9 protein-coding genes are annotated in these 18,949 nt (G+C 44.8%); 2 read left to right on the top strand and 7 right to left on the bottom strand.

Annotated features, from left to right (window positions below; translation table 11 throughout):
• Positions 1–6: 6 nt before the first annotated feature.
• A complete protein-coding gene (locus tag ACK3SF_RS05055; protein ID WP_414837609.1) occupies positions 7–480 on the top strand; it encodes a dihydrofolate reductase in 474 nt (157 codons plus the stop codon).
• Here the strand turns inward: ACK3SF_RS05055 and ACK3SF_RS05060 are convergent.
• The 4 genes from ACK3SF_RS05060 to ACK3SF_RS05075 form a co-directional block, all read right to left on the bottom strand.
• The gene (locus ACK3SF_RS05060) at positions 477–11,114 is read right to left on the bottom strand and encodes a PQQ-binding-like beta-propeller repeat protein (RefSeq protein WP_414837610.1); all 10,638 of its coding nucleotides are present in this window, start codon (positions 11,112–11,114) and stop codon (positions 477–479) included. The two genes, ACK3SF_RS05055 and ACK3SF_RS05060, sit on opposite strands and share 4 nt — an antisense overlap.
• 182 nt (positions 11,115–11,296) lie before the next feature.
• A complete protein-coding gene (locus ACK3SF_RS05065) occupies positions 11,297–12,553 on the bottom strand; it encodes a hypothetical protein (protein WP_414837611.1) in 1,257 nt (418 codons plus the stop codon).
• On the bottom strand, positions 12,550–13,080 hold the full coding sequence (locus tag ACK3SF_RS05070) for a lamin tail domain-containing protein (protein ID WP_414837612.1): 531 nt from the start codon (positions 13,078–13,080) through the stop codon (positions 12,550–12,552). Before ACK3SF_RS05070 ends, ACK3SF_RS05065 begins: the two co-directional genes overlap by 4 nt.
• A gap of 137 nt (positions 13,081–13,217) precedes the next feature.
• Positions 13,218–14,228, bottom strand: coding sequence for a hypothetical protein (locus ACK3SF_RS05075; RefSeq protein WP_414837613.1), 1,011 nt, complete (start codon positions 14,226–14,228; stop codon positions 13,218–13,220).
• A gap of 347 nt (positions 14,229–14,575) precedes the next feature.
• On the opposite strand from ACK3SF_RS05075, the gene ACK3SF_RS05080 reads away from it, so the two are divergent.
• Positions 14,576–16,849, top strand: coding sequence for a DEAD/DEAH box helicase (locus ACK3SF_RS05080; RefSeq protein ID WP_414837614.1), 2,274 nt, complete (start codon positions 14,576–14,578; stop codon positions 16,847–16,849).
• Here the strand turns inward: ACK3SF_RS05080 and ACK3SF_RS05085 are convergent, their stop codons facing one another.
• Genes ACK3SF_RS05085 through ACK3SF_RS05095 form a run of 3 tightly spaced genes read right to left on the bottom strand, consistent with a single transcriptional unit; the run spans position 16,850 to position 18,943 of the window.
• Positions 16,850–17,218, bottom strand: a complete 369-nt coding sequence (locus ACK3SF_RS05085; RefSeq protein WP_414837615.1) for a hypothetical protein — start codon at positions 17,216–17,218, stop codon at positions 16,850–16,852.
• 33 nt (positions 17,219–17,251) lie between these two features.
• On the bottom strand, positions 17,252–18,115 hold the full coding sequence (locus ACK3SF_RS05090) for a class 1 fructose-bisphosphatase (RefSeq protein WP_414837616.1): 864 nt from the start codon (positions 18,113–18,115) through the stop codon (positions 17,252–17,254).
• 6 nt (positions 18,116–18,121) lie between these two features.
• Complete coding sequence (locus ACK3SF_RS05095) at positions 18,122–18,943, bottom strand: class I fructose-bisphosphate aldolase (protein WP_414837617.1); 822 nt, start codon at positions 18,941–18,943, stop codon at positions 18,122–18,124.
• Positions 18,944–18,949 lie beyond the last annotated feature (6 nt).

Genomic DNA, 18,949 nt, shown 5'->3' on the forward strand with positions numbered 1-18,949 from the left:
TTTTTTGTGGAGAAAATTATTATAGTTGCGTTCGATGAGGAAAGAGCTATAGGGAAGGACGGAGAAATTCCTTGGCATTATTCGAGCGACATGAAGCATTTCAGGGAGAAGACAACAGGAAATACAGTTTTGATGGGGCGTAAGACTTACGAGTCTCTTCCTGAAGATTTCAGGCCTCTGCCGGATAGGAAAAATATAGTGTTGACGAGATCGGAGTTCGATGCCGATGAGAGTGTGTCTGTAGCGAACAGTCTTGATGAGGCCTATAGTATTGCGGAGGACCAGGAAGGAGATCTGTTTATCGCCGGAGGTTCCTCGATATACCGTCAGACTCTGGATGATGCTGATAGAGCCATTATAACGCGCATACCCGGAAAACATGATGGAGATACGTTCTTCCCTGAGCTTGGTGAAGACTGGATTAAATCTTCAGAGAGGGAGGAAAAAGGACTCCAGTTCCAGGAGTTTACCAGAAGTTAATTTCCAATGCTTCTCTCAAAGTGTCTGTGAACTTTCTTGATCTTATCCTCTATATCTTCAACTCCTTTGCGCGACAGGAAGTCAGAATCCCTGACTTCAGCAAGCTTTTTCTCAGCTCCTGAAAGATCTCCCTGACTCATCCTGTCAGAGGCCTCTTCAGAGGCCTGGACTATCTCTTCATCCTCGAACATGTTGTCCAGTTTCTCCAGTTTATCCTCCGTAGACTCTTCCATGGAACTATCTTCGACAGCAGAAGGTTCTGAGGTATTTGAAACGCTTTCTCTCCTCCGGAATCCTTGTGCTCCTGAACCTGATGTCTTGAAAGAACTACCTTTATTCCCTGCTCCACTATGCCGAGCAACATATACTGCCAGGCCTGCTATAAGAGTCATAACTGTGGCTATCAGTGTATAAGGCGTCTCTTTTTCCTGCTCAGGGATACTAAACGTCTTTCTTCCAGTATAGATTTGCTCGCCGTTTTTGAGAGTTGTTTCAAGAGTATACTCTCCTGGACTTATTCCTTCTAGACTTATTGAACCGTTGTATTCTTCTCCATTGATAATCTGTACGTTCTCCACTGTTCGCACTTTATTACCCCGTACATCGTAGATAACTGTTTCAACTGTCGATTCTCCCTGTATATCTTTATTTACATCTGAGCTGTATGTGGCAGAATCATTTTGTACATCTACCTCGACTTCAGTCTCCTCTGATTCAGAGGCCAGTATTTCAACGTTGAGAGTTGATGTAGTTGATTTAGATCCTGCTGATGCGACTACTGTTCCCGTGTATTCTCCTGGCGCAGATTGACCTGAAACAGGTATCTGTACATCTCTAGAGGCCTCTACGTCGAATGTCTCCGAGTACGAAGCGACACTGTCTAAACCTTCCGTAGATATCGAAACTTCAGCAGGTTCGGAAACAGAAAGCTCGAATGTATAAGACGATGAGGCCTCTCTTTCAACCTGTATCTGTGCTTCCGCAGGTGATAGCTGGATATCAACCCCTCCTACAGGATCAAGTGTACCTGAGCCGTTGTTCTTTTCTGATTCATTCTCTGTGCCTTCACCGGATTCATTTCCTTCATCCGTGTCATCAGGCGGGAGGAAGCCTCCACCTCCACTTGATCCACCACCCGAAGATCCTCCCGACCCGGATCCAGAATCCGAATCTTCATTTTCACCGGTTTCATCTTGAGTTGTGGAATCCACAGCAAGAGTATTCGTTGAGGCATGTACAGTATTTCCTGCATAGTCCCTGATCTTGATTTCAGGCCTGTAATCCTCCAGATCTACGGATCTATTTACAGTGAAAGTCCTGGAAAAAACAACTTCATCAACTTCCACCGGCGCTGAAATCTCAGAAACTGTTGAAACGTTTATACTGACAGATTCGATCCCTGTAGTATTGTCCGAAACATTAATATTTACTTCAAGCTTATCTCCAAGGCCTAGAGGCTCTTCAGCTCCCTCGGTAGCATTTATATAGGCCTTGTTTACTTCTGGCAGAGTATTGTCAATAGTTACGTTTTCCTCTACGGTTCCTGTATTACCAGCATCATCAGAGGCATTCAATCTGACTTTTGTTTTTCCATCATCTATTTCTGTTGTGTTCCAGGCCTCTTCATCGATTATTTCGTTCCAGGTTTCATTTCCATACCTGTAATCTATAGAGGATATATCCTGAGAGGCCTCAAGTTTATCAGATATGTTTATGATGCCTGATAGGTTTTCTCCAAGTGCACTGATATCGAGTTCTGGAGAAGAGAGATCTATCTGGAACTCGCCTATATCGTTACGGACTATATCATTGCCATCGTAATCCTCAACATTTGATACATGTACAGTAACGTTTTCCTCTTGAGACCGGTTAATTACCTGGAATTCTCCGGACCAGTATGTCTCGTTATCGTATGACCCCGATACATCATAATCCGGGCCTCCCTGTATATCGACATAGGCCCGTCTTGAATTGTTGACCGGCTTGCTGAAGTTTATGGTGATGCCCACGGTTCTATCTGCATCGTCTATGTTTAGCGGAGTTGAAACATTCAAGCTGTAATCTGCCTTTGGCCCTTCTGCATATGGATCTGTAGCCTGAACAGTATTGTCTACAGCGTTACCAGCTCTATCAACCACAGTCTCTGAATCCTTGATGGCAAACTCCGCAGTATAGCTTGGATCCTCCAGAGAGACGTTAACAGTACATCTCTTCGATCCCTGACTGCATGGAAGTATATCGAAGCTTGAGGCCTGAACTGATTCCGTGATTATTTCGAAGTCAGAGGCCTCCAGTGTGGAACTATCAAGGCCTGTCTCATTATCAAATACCTGGAAGGACATCCTGGTATCGTTAAAGTATGTGCCGTTAACTAGGACAGGTCTATCTGCATCCAGATGGACTATCTCAGCCGTCTGCAGATCTGTTTGGAGGCCCGCTTTATCAAGCGCCGAGATCTCTATACTGTAGTTTCCGGATTCCAGGCCTGAGGTCTCTAGATCTACAGATCTATCCGGATTCTCTGATGTCTCCGATACTGTTTTATCGAGTACAACGGTGCCGTCTTCTACCAGTTTTATCGTGGTTTGATTCTGATTTTTCTCTACGTAACTGTATTCAATACCTAGATTTCCAGGCTGAGTGAAGATATCCTGAGCAGGACTTTCCACGGATAAGTCCGATGGAGCAGTATTGTCTATTTCTGAAGCATAATTCTTGCTTCTGAAGTTTCCTGCATCATCTGTTGCATTCACACGGAAATCAACAGATCCCTCTGAGGCCTGAGTTGAATCCCATGATGAAGGATTGTCTACTTCAGTCCATTCAGAGCCATCATTGAACTCATAACTCGATGAAACAGCGTCTTCTCCTATCTGTATCTCCGAAGCCAGATCTATACTGCCGGATATGTAATCAGGTAAGCTCCCCTGTATACTTGGATCTACGTTATCTACTTCTATGCTTACAGAGTCTGTTCCGCTGTTTTCTACATCGTCAGTATATGTGAGCCATAGCTGTGTCTGGAATTCTGATAGAGGCGTGCTCCACTCTGTCTCGTTCTGTATGCTTGAAAGCTCTGCTATCGTCTGATTGTTTCCAGTCTGATCCTCGAAAACCCATACCACGTTTTCGACATCATCTTTATTGTCTCCTGAACTGTTGAGCAGCAAAGTTCCGGAAACAACTTCTCCTTCGGACAGACCTTCTACGACAGGCTGCGGCACCACAGTATCAATCTTGAAATCCGTGGATTTGGAGGAGGCCTGGATATTTCCGGAGTCATCTGATGCGTTACCTACAGTTACTTGAGCGACTACGCCATCACTGTTGCCGAAAGTATACTCTCTGGAGAAAGTTGTGGAATTAACCCATGTGCCGGAACCGGAAGACTTTACAGAGGCCTCTTCAGAGAACTCTGCATCCGGTATTACGGAAGTTTCCATTCCCTCCGTGTAAGTCACGCTTAATTTAGCTTCCCCATCTTCAGCCACATCCTCCATACTCAACGATTTAATCTCTGGTGGCACACCATCTTCCGTAGATACACCGTACAGATCACGAGAGTTTCCTAGAGAATCTCTAGTACTGAGAACTAAATCCGGAGTATCACCTGTAGAGAACTCACTCGATTCTATGGCCAGGCCCGAAATTTGTTCAGCATCCTGGTCAAAGCCTTCAGCATCTGCATCCAGGAAGCTAACGTAAGATGCATCCACTAGATTAAGTTCATCGCTTAATGTAACGTTTATAGCAGTAGTATTATACGTTACAGCCGAATCAACTACTGGAGGAGTGCCGTCCGGTACTGCAGAAGTATTGGATGAGTTAGGGCCTTGATTCAGGGCTATGTCGACGGCTGCAACTTTGTAACTGTAGTTAACGCCTTCTGAAGGAGGATTGTCAGTGTAAACCGAAGAATCTGTACGTCCAATCTCGGAGTAACTGCTTGAATCGTTCCTGTACACGACGTACTCATTTAGATCTCCTGTCAGAACATCGTCCCAGCTTAGATCTATAGCGCCTCCTTCTACTGCAGAGGCCTCTAAGGATGTTGGTGCATCAGGAATATCATTGTTTATCTCAACGCCATCATCATCTGTTTCAGTGTCTGACTGCCCTGAAACTGTATTTACCGTCACATTTCCACTGTATGTAACACCGTGGCTATCTCCCTCTGAGATCTGAAGAGTAGTACTGTATACTCCATCGCCTGAAGTGTCTGAGGCCTCTTTCACTCCTCCAAATTCTCCAAAGTCAACTGTAACATTCTTTATATCGTCTATACCATTTTCTGTACTGTTCCAGGACACATTTATCACATCTCCAGGATTTGCAATTTCGTTTTCATACTTATCCTGTTCAAGGAAGGTGTATATCGCAGTAGGTTCAATTTCTACTGGAGCACTATCAACAGAGACGCTGTTATCAGTAGAGGTCTCTACAGAGTTACTTTCGATATCTGTAGCTCTCACTGCTGGACTGTAGCTCTCGATAGTTGCTGACTCATTTATCTCAAAAATACCTGTAAAGTTCCCATCGGGCTGCTCTTCCAGTTCTACGAAACCTTGAAGAGTTGTAACTTCCGAAACATTGACCTTAACGGTTTCAACCATCGTGGCATCATCAGTAGCATTCACTTCTACAGAGAAATTGTCTCCTTCATTCAGTACACCTTGTTCAGCTGCATCGTCTTCTATACGTATAACTGCTTCTTCAACAACAGGTGGCGTATTGTCAACAGTTGAAGTGACAATCAGAGAATCACTGTTTCCTGTATCATCTGTCGCATTTACTCTGAAGTCTACTTCTCCACTTGAGGCCTCTGATGAATCCCAGGAAGTCGGTATTCCTATATCAATCCATCCTGATCCATCATTGAATTCATAGTTCACTATACTTCCGTCGCCAGTGTTTTCAGCGAAATATGTGGAAAGATCTACTGTATCTGATAGATTCTGAGCTGTAAATTCGTTTAGTGTTACTATTTCAGGCTCCTCTGTATCAACGAGGAATGAATCGCTGTCGTTCTCTAACTGAATGCTGTTTCCGTAGTCATCGGTGACTCCAGTGATATTTACGTAGGCCTTGCGGTCTTCATCCTCATCTTTTATCTGGAACTCGCCGCTCCAGTGAGTTGAATTTAGATAGTCTCCCGAAGCAGTGTATGCTGTTTTCAGGTTGTTTATCTCTATCGATGGAGTCTTGGATGTGTTCAGTGACTCATTAAATCCAAGAGTGATGTTGACAGCGCCAGGAGAGTAAGAGTTGTTTACTGGAGTTGAAACGTTCAGTTTCATCGATTCAAGTGCGGGGCCTATAGAGTCAGTTTCTTCAAGTATGACCTCTCCATCGTTTCTGGTATTCCCAGCCAGATCTGAGATAGATGATCCTGATTTAAGGCCTGCTGTAAGCTGATCAAGATCTGTCTGTCTGTCGAGACTGACATCTACCGTACAGTTCAAGTTACCGTCACCACATCCTCCGACGGAGAAAACTGCTGAGATATCCTCTTTTATCTCGAAATCGCTGCCGTCGAAGCTGTACTCAATCCCTGCCTCATCATATACATCAAATCTGTAATCAGTAGCACCCAGTTTCCGGGAGTTATTGAGCACAGGCGCGGTATTATCTACAACGAGAAGATTCTCCGCTGAAGTTGAGGCCTGTCTCTGAACCTTATCACTAACTTCAACCTCAACAGTATAGTTCACGCCTCCAACAAGATTTTCAAGCTGTGTGAACTTCACACCACCATCAGGATTAGATTCTGATTCCGAGATATTTCTCTTTAGACCTACCTGGCCAGAGCTATTCACAAGACGCACTACCGTCCAGTCAGGATTAACTTCCTGATAACTGTAGTTAACAGAAAAGTTCTCTGAACTCTGAAGATAATTTTTAGATACAGGAACATCAATTGAAAGATCTGAAGGCGAGTATCCATCTACTATAACAGCAGAGGCCTCTGAATCATTTCCTTTCTGGCCGATAGTATTCGTAAGATTCAACTCAAGATCATAGGTGCCATTAGACGGCATTTTAGACGATGAAAAAGTTCTGGAGGCCTCTGTATTTTCACCTGAAGTTAGATCACTGAAGATCTGGCTTTGAGATCCTACAGTGATATTCAGCTGATCAGGATCATCCTCCGTGTAATTGAATAAGACTTCAAGGCTTTCTGTAGGCCTGACATATGCAGGATTTTCTCCCGTTGGCGACTTGATGTCTATCTGTGGAGGTTGCTTGACTACTTCTACAGCACCAAACTGTTCTGTAGTATTGGAGTTGCTGTTTGAAGATGTATCTGTGGCAGTGGCAGTTGCTGACTGTACGCCCGATGTCGCTGAGCTTTGTACAGTAGCATTCGTTCCATAAACGTTGCTTTCCAGCGTTCCATCCTGATCCCAGTCGTAGTTAGAAGCCTGTTCAGAAGTCATTGAGACAGATCCAAGCGAATCACCGAATCCGGAGAGGTTTGTCTCCACAGATGCAACTCCAGTTCCATCAGTCACTTTTGCAGAAACACGTACTTTCTCTCCTTCCTCCACGACGTCATCACCATCAAAATCTGTAAGGTTCTTCTCTGTTACTTCGGGCGGAACGTGATCCATATTCTGAATTATGACCCACCCCGAATCCTGAATATTTCCAGCTACATCTCTTATACTTCCTGTTATGCTGAAGTTCAGCTCCTCTGAATCAATCTTGTCTGAAAGAACTACCGTCGCATTCTCTTCATTCTCTCCTGTAGAAATACTGCTGGAGTTAACAGAGTTAATCTGGCCATAATCAACGCTGAAGGCCTCTGCTGTTATGGTAGAAGGATCAAGGCCTGTAGTATCATCCAGGAAAGATGCATTGAATGATGTGCTATTCACCTTGAATCCCTGATCAAGCGAGGGAGCTACTGTATCTTTTGTAGGTGTTTTAGATACTGTGGAGCCCGTGTTACCTGCCTGATCTGTTGGAGTAACTTCAACTGTTATGGCTCCTTCATCAAGTCCAGAAACATCCAGACTGCCGCTGAATGTTCCTCCAGAGAACGTGAAAGTATCTGAAACAGTATTTCCGAGATCTGAAACACTGATCTGGACTTCACCGCTGTCATCATTTGTGACTGTGCCGTTTACTTTGAAATCAAGCTGTTCGCTCGAGTTAACTATGCCGTCCTCAGCAAGCGGCGTGTATATAGAGGCCTCAGGTGCAACAGTATCAACTTTGATCGTCTGTGATGTTTCATTAAAGCCTCTGTTTCCTGATCTATCTACTGCCTGTACCTTAAGCTTTACTCGGTCTCCATTAATAGTATCGACAGTATAGTTCGTATCCTGCGTTACAACAGGAGAGGAATACGTAGCACCATCATCTTTTGATATGTACACGTTGTAATAGTCTACTCCAGAAATAGCATCTGAAGCAGCCGTCCAAGTAAAGTTTGCGTCCTGATCATCATCATATCCTGGCTCAGCAGTTTCATCGTTGTGTGAAAGATCTGAAACATTATCAGGCTTGGTGCCATCGATGAAAACTGATGAAGATTCATTATCATTTCCTGAAAGGCCGGCAGAATCGTTCATACTGATATTTAGATCATATTCTCCTTCTCCAGGAAGCTCAGAACTGTCCAGAGTTCTATTGACATCAACATCAGTTCCTGATGTGAAACTGCTGAAAATTCTTGACTCCGGGCCTACAGTGATATTAACATCCTCAGGATTTTTCTCAGTATAAGTGAAGTTTATTTCAAGGCTTTCACCCGGCTGCAAGTATCTAGGAGACTGTTTTAACGGATTATCTATTTCCACTTCAGGAGGCGTGTTATCGATCTCCAGACTCCCGAATTCAGAAGTTGTGTTGCTGTTAGAAGAGTTGTCCTCTGCTGTAACCCACGAGGAAAGGTCTACACCATCTTCAGCCGACTCTGGCACAGTTACATCGACACCATAAACTTCCTGATCCAGACTCGAATCATCATTCCAGTCCTGAGAGGCAGAGGCTTCCGAAATCATTGTTTCATAACTCAAGCCGAACTCTGTAAGATTTGAATCTACCTGCGATACCTTGACGCCGTCAGTAACGTTCGCATAAACTCTGAGCGTGTCACCACCAGTAACTATCCCATTGCTATCAGTAAAGTCCTCAAGATTGAAGGCCTCTATATTTGGCGGAACGCCGTCCATGCTCTTCACAGTAACAGTGTCACTGTCTCTCTGATTACCTGCCATGTCGGAGACGTTGTCTCCTGACTTCAGGCCTGCACGGATAGAGTATATATCAACTTTCGAGTCGAGAGTTGCCGTCACTGTACAGGCCTGATCTTCATCGTTACAGGCGCCCAGTGCGAAGCTTCCTGAGACTCCAGATGTCTTGAACTCGAAGTCAGAGGCCTGTACAGTCGAGGAGTTCAGACCTATATTATCCGACACTTTGAAATCGAACTCCTGAAGATCTACTTTACTGGACTCATTCAGTACAGGCTTTGTATTATCTATAGTCAGCAGGCCTGTCTCAGTGGTTGAGTTAGTGTTTCCTGCATCATCCTGTGCAAATAGCGTAATGTCATAGGTTTCTCCCTCTGAAAAATCATGACTCTGATTGTCTAGGTATATATCCTCTGAACTGCTTGGATCCGAACTGCTCTCGGAAAAGTTCCTCTCGGCATCAAGATTTCCATCTTGATCAAAGAAACGGAGTTCTGTAAAGAAAGGATTCGTTTCATTATAGCTGTACTCAACAGTCAAATTCTCTTCAGAACGGAGGTATACCTGTGACTCAGGAGATATAATCGACATATTGAAAGGCGGAGTAGTATCAACTATGAAGCTTTCAGATACAGGATCAGCATCGTTTCCAGCCTGATCCTCCGCTTCTATATCGACTGTTACAGTTCCTTCGCTAAGGCTGTCTGCTCTCTGAGAGAAGTCAAATATAATTTTATCCTGATTCTGTACAGTAACTCCGTTGGTCTGGCCTACAGTTCCATCGATTACTGTTCCAGTGCTGTCTGTAACGGTTACGTTGGTACTGGTGTTTAATCCACTGGTTTCTTCAGTGAAGTTGGCTTCAAATACAGGTTCAGAAGTTGAAACTGTAGAGATGTTTAGCTGTCCGAAAACCGGTTTCACTGTATCCACTGTCAGGGATCCGAAAGTATTGGTTGTGCCAGAGTTACCTGCCGAATCATCAGCAGTTATAGTGGTCGTCTTTGAGGCACCGTCGGATGTTGAAGCGCCGTCTACAGTTGCATTGGTTCCATAGATATCTGATTCCAAAGTTCCGTCGCCATCCCAGTCAAAACTTGCGGAAACTTCATCCGTCATAGATACAGATGAACCAGCTCCGAACTCGCTAAGATCTGCTGTAACAGATGTTATATCAGATTCGTCAGTAACATTTGCATAAACTGATACTTTGTCACCGTCTTTCAGGGCGCCGTTGAAATCAGTCCTGTCAACAAGGTTTTTCTCCGAGATAGATGGAGCTGTTGTATCCGGTTCAGGGCCTTCCAGTCCATACAAACGGCTGTCCCACGAGGTGAAGTACACCTCATTATCCACTACCGCAGATGAAGAATATGCTATCTCACGGCCTGTTTCATACTCCCAAAGTACATTGAACGTATCAGTATCTACAGCGTAGAAGTAACCTGAACCTGTAACAAGATCCAACGTACCGACATAAAGCACACCATCTGCTACCGAAGGTGAAGATCTTGCTCCATTAGGAATACTTCCTGTCACATAGCTACCATCAGTTGCATTGAACTTTGCAATATTACCGCTCGAATCAGTAACATACAGAGAACCATTACTGTAGGCAGGACTGCCTACTACACCTCCACCAGGAGTTACAGGACCCCATTCTTTAGTCCCGCTGATAAGATCAAATGCGGAGACCTCACCATCATCAGTAACAACATAAATTGTATTATTAACAACTGTAGGAGAATTTCCTCTGGTCGGATTATCAGAACCAGGATCGCTCGTCTGTAAAGTCCAGTTAACATTCCCTGTAGTTCTATTAAGCACAACGAGATTATTTGCCTGATCGAAAACAACAACCCTCTCTTCAGTGACAGCAGGCGTAGAAGCAACTGCAACACCAGTACTATATCTCCATACTTCAGAAAGATTCTCTTGATAGAAAGCGTAAGTATCATTAGTCCCACTGGAAAGAGACACATAACCCATCTCACCTTTCAGAGAAATCGAACTTTTTACATCGCCTCCCAGCTCACTATTCTGTATACCAAAATCAACAGAACCATTCTCCTTCCAAATCGAGAAAAGGCCTCTATCACCATCGCCATTAAGGGTAGCCGCAAATACCTTGTCCTGAGTAATAGCAGGCGCCCCCTGAATCTCACCTCCAGTACTGACCCTCCATCTTTCAGAACCGTTATCCCTCCAAACAGCTCCAACATCTCCATAATTACTTCCAGAATACACTGTATCCTCGTCAACAACAGGTCCGGAATAAACCGCATTCGCTCCAAAATTAAAAACCCATGAAGTATAATCAGAACTCTTGATACCTACACCATCAGAATAACCAGTATTATTGGAATTCTGCTGGAACTGAGGCCAGTCGATAGAAGCTGTTAAACCAGCAAAAACAACGACAAAAACAAGCAAAAGGCCTAAAGACAAAAACCTGCTAAAAGACTGCTTTTCAGAGAGGCCCAGCATACGTTAAATATACTTTTTGCTGGTTTTTATTCTTCAGCCCTGAAACGGGAAATAGGACAATTTCAAAGCCATATACAGGCCTTTCAAAGGAACTAAAAGCAAGAAATTAGAAGCAAGTCAAATCGAATCTATTTCATACTTCTGTAACGGGCGATGAGAGATTTTCTGTAAACATACATCAGGGCAGCCAGAATCACTGCAATTACAGGAACGGCAACTTCAGATGGCTGAGAGGAGAAAAACCCGGTCAATCGATTCCTAGGCCTCTCCTGCTGCATGTCATCCTGCGCCTCATCGTTTCCCTCTAACTCATTATCCGTAATATTTTCAGGTTCCTCTCGATCAGAAGCCTCAGAATCCTGCTCATCACTCCGTTCAGATGTATTCTCCTCTGTTTCACTTGTATCATTTTCTGATTCAGTGGTACTCTCGGAGGCCTGCTGTGGATCAAATTCAATCCATCCCGATCCTCCATCGCTGGATTCCGAGCTGGCATCCTCCTCAGGTGCAAAAGCTGCATAAGTCGAGAAGTGAGAGACACTGGCCTCAACAACATTTGACGCAGTATCTCTGTTTACAACAGTTACGCCATCCTTAGTCCACTCCTGAGAAGTCTCATTGAAGAAGTAGACGCTCATAGAGTCCTCATCAAGATTATTCTGGTTAATGGTCTGTTGGCTGTAACCTATGGAAACAGTTCCATTAGCCTCGGCATCGTCGCCATTATCATCTTTAACCTCTATACCAACACCACCTACAAAATTACGGTTTTCAGGCGGTGAAACCGTGGTCTCCTCATACCTTTCAACAGTTACATTCTTACCCGAAGAAGTCTGGACGGAAACCGAGCTACTTCCTACCTTGACCTCGGCAGAATTGTCAGCACCGACATCACTACTGTTTGTCTCAGCTGCAAATCCGGGATTTGAACGTACATCGAACTCAAACTCAAAACTATCAGGACTAATCCTTCGATCAGCTTCAACCTTGATCTCCAGAGAATTCTCTGATTCAGCACTTAAATTCTCATCCTCAGTATCAATACCGCCAACGTAAATCAAATTACCTTCAGTCAACCTTTTCTTGAAACTGAGATCTCTCACACTCCCCGAATCCTCCAGACTACCGGTCAAATCAAACTCTGCTCCAAGACTTTCTCCAGTCTCAAAGTTCGTGGACTCATTCTCAACAGTAACTCTGAGGCCGAAAGGAAGATCTCTGTCAGCCTCACTAGTGAAGTTAATGGTTTGATTAAAGCTTTCCCCACCTGTCAAACTCCTCTCAAAATCTTGTTCAGGACTGTATTCAAAATTCTGAAGCGATTGAGCAGAAACAGCAGTCAACAATACCAAAATCAAGAAAGCCAGTAAAATAGTCTTTCTCATGATAGATCACCTTCAAAATCATAGTTCGAATCCATACAGGTTTGGGAATCAGCATCCCAGTCGATAGCTACAACTTTACCATCGCAAGGATCATCAGTGAAGTCAACAGAATCTATCACAAGCGAACTATCTGCCTTCAAGAAAACTTCTTCCCCACTATTCGCCAGCCCATAATGCCCTATTGAACTTACCTCTACATAACTAGGGATTTCCCGATCTGTCAAGTTCGCTCCTTCCTCAAGTATCAATGCATTTGCTTCAGAAGCTATAGTCAAATCAGGGAAACTCTCATTACCTGCTCTATCCCCAATCTTCCATCCCGAAAGAGTTACCTCAGAATTCGCAGGATTATACAACTCAATATACTCAACACCTGAAACAGCCTCATAGTCTACTTCAACGATTTTTACAGCTGGCTCAACATCAGCTGTACCGCTGATTGTACCGAAATTTTCGATCAATACTGCCGAACCCGCACCTACTAGAGCAAGCGCTCCGAAAACTGCGAAAATTTTAGCGTATTTCATCAAATAAGCGGCCCCAGGGAATGATCCTAGGAAATGCCGAACACCGCTTCAGTCGAAACTACCTAAGGCGTTTCTCGAAAGGTCAAATCTTCATCTGATCTACCAAACCTCTCAAAAGTAAAAAAGAGAGGGAAAATTTACTGGGTTACTGGCTGAACTTCTAGGTCAACTACGTAGCTCGAGCCATCGAAGTACTCATCCAAAACTTCTCCAGCTCCAGGATTACTTTCAACTTCCGCTGGTGACGGATCAAGCGCTACATCGAAGTCCGTCTCTAACTCAAATGCTGATGTTGAGTTAGGTGCTAAATCAACTTGACTTGAATCTACATAATTGCTGACTTGATCAAAGCTGATCTGTTCATGATGATCTGTAGAAGTGTCACTGTAGATAGCTCCAGTGCTGTCGAAGTTGTTCTCAGTAACTACAGATGTTTCAAAAGGCTCTCCTAACTGTGCGTGAGCTGCGAATGATTGATTCTGCCCGGTCTCTCTAGAAACCACTACTTCAAACTCTCCTGTCTGAGAGTCATAACTTGCACTTTCTACTTTCTCTACAGCTGAGATATCCGCTGTGTCCCCAGACGTACTTGGATCAATGACTGAGAATCCATCAGCCCAAGATACCTGGAAATTGTCTTCAGATCCGCGGGAAATCTCTAAATTCGCATAAGCCGGATCATTCTCGAAGCTCATCTCATACACTACTCTGTCAGAGTAAGGAGTGACCTCTACAGACTTCTCAGTCGCGTCGCCCTGAGCCCAACTGTTTCCTGCATCTTCAGTATCATAAAGTGTGAAACTCTGAGTTACGCCTGTTACCTCCTGAGAAATTCCTCCAATGTCATCTGCATCACTTACAAACTCTACTGTGGCAGTCCTATTGGCGTCGTTTACTAAAGTGAACTCATCTTGGTATGTGCTTCCCGCAACTACTTCGCCATCGAAACTGGAAGTAACTTCAGTACTATCATCTGCGAAAGTAACTGCCTGATCCACGTCAGCTGTACCTGAAACCGTTCCAAACGTCGTAAGTAGTGCTGCGCTACCTGATCCTGCGAGGAAGAGGCCTATCAGAAGCATTGTTGGAACTGTCTTGCCGAGTACCTTGGTATCGTGCTTGAGTGCTTTCTTTGCGTGTTCTCTCATATCTAAATTCACCTCCGGACGTATTCCGAGAATTTATAGAGTGTAGAATGATTTTTGAGAAAAGTACTATCCGTACCGTGTTGTTCGATACGTTTCATATCGTACCCCTCCATAGTTTCCGGCGAGTAACCGGAATAACTTGAGAAACTCAACTAAATCTTAAATATTATAGGGCCTAAACATTCCAGCTAAGCCTGTAGTGCACTGGAAGATCACAACAATCTCCTAAGATTTTTCAGAGGCCTCTGACAAGGCCTTAACCCATAAAAATTCCATAATTCCTATCTTTTTCAGAATATCTGGAGGTCTCCAGTGATGTAAAAAGAATTCATCGCCAGAAGTTCTACGTGAAAGTAGAAAATCTTGATCTTCCAGAACAACTGAAAAACAGCTACATCGATTCCGGGATAACTGATCTGAATCCTCCTCAAGAGCTGGCTGTAGAGGCCGGGCTGATGGAGGGCGAAGACATGATAGTTGCAGCTCCCACAGCCTCCGGTAAAACTTTTATCGCAGAATTGGCGATGGTAAACCAGGTAGTCAACAACGAGAAAACTGCTGTATACATCGTCCCGTTGAAGGCCCTGGCTTCGGAGAAGTACCAGGATTTCAGCGAGAGATACGAAGGCCTCAATGTAAGGATGTCTGTAGGAGATCTCGATGAAGCTGGCGAAGGCCTTGAAAATGCCGATATTGTTATCGTGACTTCTGAAAAACTTGATTCGATGCTCCGGCATAATCCCTCATGGATACACGAGATAGGGCTTGTAGTGACTGATGAGATTCATTTACTGACTTCTCCGAACAGGGGGCCTACGCTGGAAGTTACTTTGACAAGGCTGCGTGATCTACTTGATTTCCAGTTGCTAGGCCTTTCTGCAACTATCTCGAATTCGGATGAGTTAGCGGAGTGGCTGGATGCAGAGCTTGTCGAATCAGATTACCGCCCTGTAGAGCTGAAAGAAGGTATCCATCAAGGCAACGAAGTCGAATTTTTTCCTGAAGACTATGAATTGGACGAAGAAAAATCTGAGGAGGAAAGTTCAGGCTTCAAGACAGGCAGTGAAATAAAAAACGAGGCCTCAGGAACTAAACGTACTGAAAAGATGTTCATAGAAGATGAACATGGAAGAGCTACTATGAATCTTCTTGAGGATACACTGGATAAAGACAAGCAGTGTATAATTTTCTGTAACTCTCGTAAAGGAGCTGAGAAATCCAGTGACAGATGCGGAAAAGTTTCAAGGCCTGATCTGAGTAGACAGGAGAGAAAGGAGCTTGGAAGGATCGCAGATGAGATCGAAAACGTTCTCGGGAATCCTACATCCCAGTGTAAGCGATTGGCGGAGAACGTTAGGAAAGGTGCGGCATTCCATCATGCAGGCCTTGTTACAGAGCAGAGAAATCTTGTTGAAGAGGCCTTCAAGGAAGGATTGATCCGTTCGGTCTCTGCGACGCCTACTCTGGCGGCTGGAGTTAATCTTCCTGCTTTCAGAGTTATTTTACGAGACTTGAAGCGTTATACCGGGGATGGCATGGATTTCATTCCTGTCTTGGAGTACGAGCAGATGACAGGACGTGCTGGAAGGCCTAAATACGATGATACCGGGGAAGCGATTTCGCTGGCGAAAAATCCCGGGATGAAGAATGAAATACTGGAGCGGTACGTTCTGGGAGAGGCAGAGAGGATTCAGTCGAAGCTGGCTGCTGAGCCGATCCTGCGTATGCATACTCTTTCATTGATTGCTTCGCGTTTCTGTACGGACATGGAGGAGTTGAGAAGCTTTTACAGGAAGACTTTCTACGCTTATCAGTACGGGGATATGGAAGAAGTTGAGGAGAAAGTGGAGAACGTTGTATCACAGCTAAGAGATTATGATTTTGTCGAAGAAGATGAGTTAAGGCCTACAGATGTAGGCAGGAGAGTTTCAGAGCTTTATATCGATCCTGATTCTGCTCACATGATGCTGGAGTGTCTTGAAAGAGCAGAAGATCAGGATACGAGGCCTGTATCGTATCTTTTCATGCTTTCCCGTACGACGGAGATGCAGCCGAGGCCTCGTGTACGTGACAAGGAGTGGAATGAGATCGAGCAGGCCTTTATGGATGCTCAGGAGTTTATTCTGGAGTCGACTCCGGATGAATGGGAGACTGATTACGATCACTTCATGGAGTGTATGAAGAACTCGCTGCTGATGCAGGCCTGGATCTCGGAGCTGGATGAAGAGAAGATCATGAACAAGTACAACGTGGCTCCAGGCGGTATAAGGGCGAAGATGCGTGATGCTGACTGGCTGATCTATGGAGCTCAGGAACTGGCAAGGATGAAAAATCTTGATCTGAAGGATGAAGACGGCTCTTCAGAGCTGGAGAAGCTGCGTCTGAGATTGAAGCACGGTATCAAGGACGAGCTGCTGAATCTTGTTTCGTATGATCAAATAGGACGTGTCAGAGCCAGGAAACTGTACGATCACGGTATAAGAGATCAGAAAGACATCAGAGAAGTCAGCTTTGAGAAACTGAAAAAACTGATCGGGAAAGCTACTGCGAAGAAACTGAAAAAACAGGTAGGAGAGGAAAACATCTTCGACCGTGAAAACGTTATGGACTACTTCGAATAATCAGGCCTCTACCTCTCTTTTAGCCTCCTCAAACAGTTCCTGAAGTATTAATTCCCTCTGACCTTCTACGAGTCTATCGACAGGCCTCATCAGAAAGTCGAAAGGTGCCGGCAGAGAGCTCTCTGATTCTATCTGTTCTCTGGCATAGTTGAAGACATCAGTTTTCGTCTCGATCTCGTCGATGCCGTCCAGAAGGCCTCTGTAGATATTTCTCTCCATACTCTCTACTGCACTGTATTCATCAGCAGCGTAGAACTGTGCAGTTTCAGCTTCCTCGAGACGTGTACGGGCCTTTTCCTCGAGTGCCTCGATATACGCATCCATTTCGTGATCGGGAACAGTTGCCAGAGGCGTCCAGTAATCTCTCACACTGAAAAAATAGTAGAAAGAATTTTTTGTAGTTTACGGAGCCTCTAGCTCTTCCTCAACTTTTTCCACCAGTTCACCGTCTCCCGCAAAGAAAGGCACCCTCTGATGAAGCCTGGAGGCCTCTACATCCAGTATCGACTGTTCTGTATCCGTAGAACCGCCCCCAGCATTTTCAATGATGAAAGCTACAGGATTCGCCTCGAAAAGTAACCTGTACTTTCCCTGAGGTGCATCAGTCCTGTAAGGATACGCAAAAAGGCCTCCATGATGAATCGTCTGATTTATGTCGCCGACGAAGGCACCTCCGTAACGAAGCTTGTAGTCACGGGAGATCTCTTCTTCGAAATCTTTGAAATCCTCCGTCCAGTTCTTGTTCCCTCCAAAACCGTAGACAGAGGCCTCCGGCATCTCAATATCCTCTGAAGCAAGAACGATATCCACTTCATCGCCAGATTTTTCCTCGACGACGTATTCGTTCACAGTACCGTCTTCAACACGCATAATCGTTGTCAGAGGCCCGTAAACGACATAAAAAGCTGAAACAAGGTTTCTGCCGCTGCACGGTAGTTCATCATCGTACATGCCAACTATAGTGCCTACAAGATTGTTGGTAGGGATGTTAGAGGAGCCGTCGAGAGGATCTATAGATACTGATAGGCCTTCGCCGCATTCTGTTATTTCCTGTTCTTCCTCGGATGCGAACTGGCCAACTCCGTCGATTGAAGTGATCTCCTGTTTGAAAAATTCGTTGGCCCAGACATCAGCCTCTAGCTGTTCTTCGTCGCTGGGATTCTCCTCCCCAACGTACTCTCTTCTGTTTTGAAGGCCTGAGGAGATGTGTGGAGTTACTTCAGCTACTTTTCTGAAGATTTCATCCGCTACTTCTTCCCTGTCCACTTTGAATCACTCTGTGACTTCTTCCGGATTTTTTCCTTCAAATATGACTCCTTCAAGCTTGTCAAGTAAGCTTTCAGGGTCTTCGCGCTGGAAGATGTTTCTCCCGACAGCCAATCCGTTTCCTCCCACTTCTATAGTTGCGTTGACATCTTCAAGGAAGGCCTTATCGCTTCTCTTGGATCCTCCGGACATGACAGTTTTCATCTCCCCTACGACGTCTTCAAGCTGTTCCCAGTCTCTCTGTTCGCCAGGATACTTGCATTTCACCATGTCTGCTCCGAGCTCGAGGCCTAGACGGGCTCCATAAGCTACTACTTCCGGATCTTTCTGTCCTGAGTATTCAGTGTTTTCTTCTATTCCTTTTCCTCTTGGATAGCTCCACATTACTACAGGTATACCGTATTTGCGGGCCTGTTCCTGTACTTCTCTGAATTCTTTCCACATCTCGTCTTCGTGGATCGAGCCGGCGTACATCGTGTATCCGATAGCATCCGCGTCCAGTTCCTCAACAGCATATCTTACGCTGCATTGCTTCGGAGAGTAGTAGTCCTCTCTCTTCGCAAGATTAGAGTTTCCGTTCAACTTGACGAGAAGTGGTGCCCCGCTCTTTCCAGTATCTTCCTGCCATTTTCTGTAGTATTCGGCGTTTCCTTTCTGAAGTGCGATGGCAGTGACGGCGTCATGCTCCGACACCCTGAAGACGTGCTTGGGCTCGGCACTTTCCGGCATAGGCTCGAAGTCAACAGGCCCGTGCTCAGTACCATGATCGTAGGCAAGGATTAATGAGTTTCCATTCCGGACGATCGGAGAATCATCAAAATCTTTCATATTACG

It is taken from the genome of Candidatus Nanosalina sp. VS9-1 (genome assembly GCF_047555085.1).
Classification (GTDB): Archaea; Nanohalarchaeota; Nanosalinia; order Nanosalinales; family Nanosalinaceae; genus Nanosalina.

What these genes read in the sequence shown, in the direction of transcription:
- ACK3SF_RS05095 (WP_414837617.1), bottom strand. Translation starts at nt 18,943, where the DNA reads ATGAAAGATTTTGATGATTCTCCGATCGTCCGGAATGGAAACTCATTA.
- ACK3SF_RS05065 (WP_414837611.1), bottom strand. Translation starts at nt 12,553, where the DNA reads ATGAGAAAGACTATTTTACTGGCTTTCTTGATTTTGGTATTGTTGACT.
- ACK3SF_RS05075 (WP_414837613.1), bottom strand. Translation starts at nt 14,228, where the DNA reads ATGAGAGAACACGCAAAGAAAGCACTCAAGCACGATACCAAGGTACTC.
- ACK3SF_RS05070 (WP_414837612.1), bottom strand. Translation starts at nt 13,080, where the DNA reads ATGAAATACGCTAAAATTTTCGCAGTTTTCGGAGCGCTTGCTCTAGTA.